The sequence below is a fragment of the Streptomyces sp. NPDC019937 genome, assembly GCF_040631655.1.
In the GTDB taxonomy this organism is placed as follows: domain Bacteria; phylum Actinomycetota; class Actinomycetes; order Streptomycetales; family Streptomycetaceae; genus Streptomyces.
On record NZ_JBEYAL010000117.1, the window covers coordinates 1 to 1,782 of the forward strand.

The 1,782-nt window shown below is 65.8% G+C and carries 2 protein-coding genes; both read right to left on the reverse strand.

Going from position 1 to position 1,782, the window contains the following annotated elements:
- On the reverse strand, window positions 1-1,301 hold a 1,301-nt coding region (locus ABZ562_RS41100; RefSeq protein WP_361490573.1), incomplete at its 3' end, for a beta-ketoacyl synthase N-terminal-like domain-containing protein.
- Window positions 1,302-1,323: 22 nt separating this feature from the next.
- Window positions 1,324-1,782 (reverse strand): acyl carrier protein (locus ABZ562_RS41105; RefSeq protein ID WP_361490576.1); only part of this gene is annotated, 459 nt, incomplete at its 5' end.

Consider the following 1,782-nt stretch of genomic DNA (forward strand, 5'->3'; position numbering starts at 1 on the left):
TCCCACAGTCGCTCTTCAGTCAGCAGTTCCACCGCACCGGCCGACCAGTCCACATGCGGTGACGGCTCATCCACATGCAACGTCCGCGGGACCACGCCCCGCTCCAGTGCCAGCACCATCTTCATCACACCGGCCACGCCCGCCGCAGCCTGCGTATGACCGATGTTCGACTTCACCGACCCCAGCAGCACCGGACGCCCACTGGTACGTCCCTGCCCATACGTCGCAAGCAACGCCTGCGCCTCGATCGGATCACCCAACCGCGTCCCCGTACCGTGTGCCTCGACCACATCGACGTCACCAGGAGCCAGACCGGCGTCAGCCAACGCCGCACGGATCACCCGCTGCTGCGACGGACCATTCGGCGCCGCCAGACCATTGGACGCACCATCCTGATTGACCGCACTCCCCCGCACCACCGCCAACACCCGATGACCCAACCGCCGCGCATCCGACAACCGCTCCAGCAAGATCAGCGAAACTCCCTCGCCCCATCCCATACCGTCCGCTGCCGCGGCAAATGCCTTACACCGGCCGTCTCTTGCCATGCCCTGTTGGCGGCTGAACTCCACGAAGGCATCCGGTGTCGACATGACGGCCACACCCCCGGCTATGGCGAGCGAGCACTCGCCACGGCGCAGCGCCTGCACCGCCAGGTGCAGGGCCACCAGCGATGACGAACACGCCGTATCCACGGTCACCGCAGGCCCCTCAAGACCGAACGTGTAGGAAATACGCCCGGACAGCACGGCCAATGCTGTTCCCGTCAGCAGGTAACCCGCCACGCTCTCCGGAGCCCTCTTGGGATCGGGACCATAGCCCTGATATCCGGCACCGATGAATATCCCCGTCGCCGTTCCCTTGACTGTGTACGGATCGACACCGGCACGCTCGAAAAGCTCCCAGGACGTCTCCAGCAGCAGCCGCTGCTGCGGGTCCATCGCCAACGCCTCACGTGGCGAAATTCCGAAGAACCCCGCATCGAACTGGGCTGCGTCATACCGGAACGCGCCTTCCCGGACGTACGTGGTGCCGGGGTTCTCCGGGTCCGGGTGGTACAAGGCCTCGCGATCCCACCCGCGGTCCTCGGGAAGCCCCGCCACCGCGTCGCGGCCTTCGGCCAGGAAGCGCCAGAGATCTTCGGGCGAGTCGATGCCCCCGCCGAAACGGCAGCTCATCGCCGTGATGGCGATCGCTTCACGGGAGGCGGCGAGAAGCGAGTGATTCTGTTGGCGCAGGCGTTCGTTCTCCTTGAGCGACGCACGGAGCGCTTCCACATATTTGGCGGTGGGGTCAGGCATGTCAGCTCCAGTGGTCAGTGGCTCAGCCGTCGATTTTGCCGAGCGCCAGGCGCAGCAGGCTCTCGCCATCCATCGCGTCGATCGATTCGGTGGTCGGCTCAGGGTTCTGCACCGTGCTGTTGATCTCCCGGAGGCGTGTCAGAGCGAGCAGTGGGTCAAGAAGCCCAGCGCCTTTCAGCTGGTCCAGGGAAAGGGACACCAATGCCTGGCGGACCTCGTCTTCCAGTGAAGACGGCACGGCCGACTCAATCTCGGCGTCAGGAAGGAGCTGAGACTGCAGGAAGCGTGCGATGGCGGTGGCGTTGGGGTGATCGAATGCCATGGTGGCCGGCAGCCGGACACCCGTGGCCGCAGCCAACCCGTTGCGTAGCTCGACGGCGGTGAGTGAGTCGAAGCCCAGCTCCTTGAACGCCCGCTCAGCCGGGACATCCTGCGCGGAGCCGTGCCCGAGAACAGCGGCGGCCTGAGCACGGACCAACTC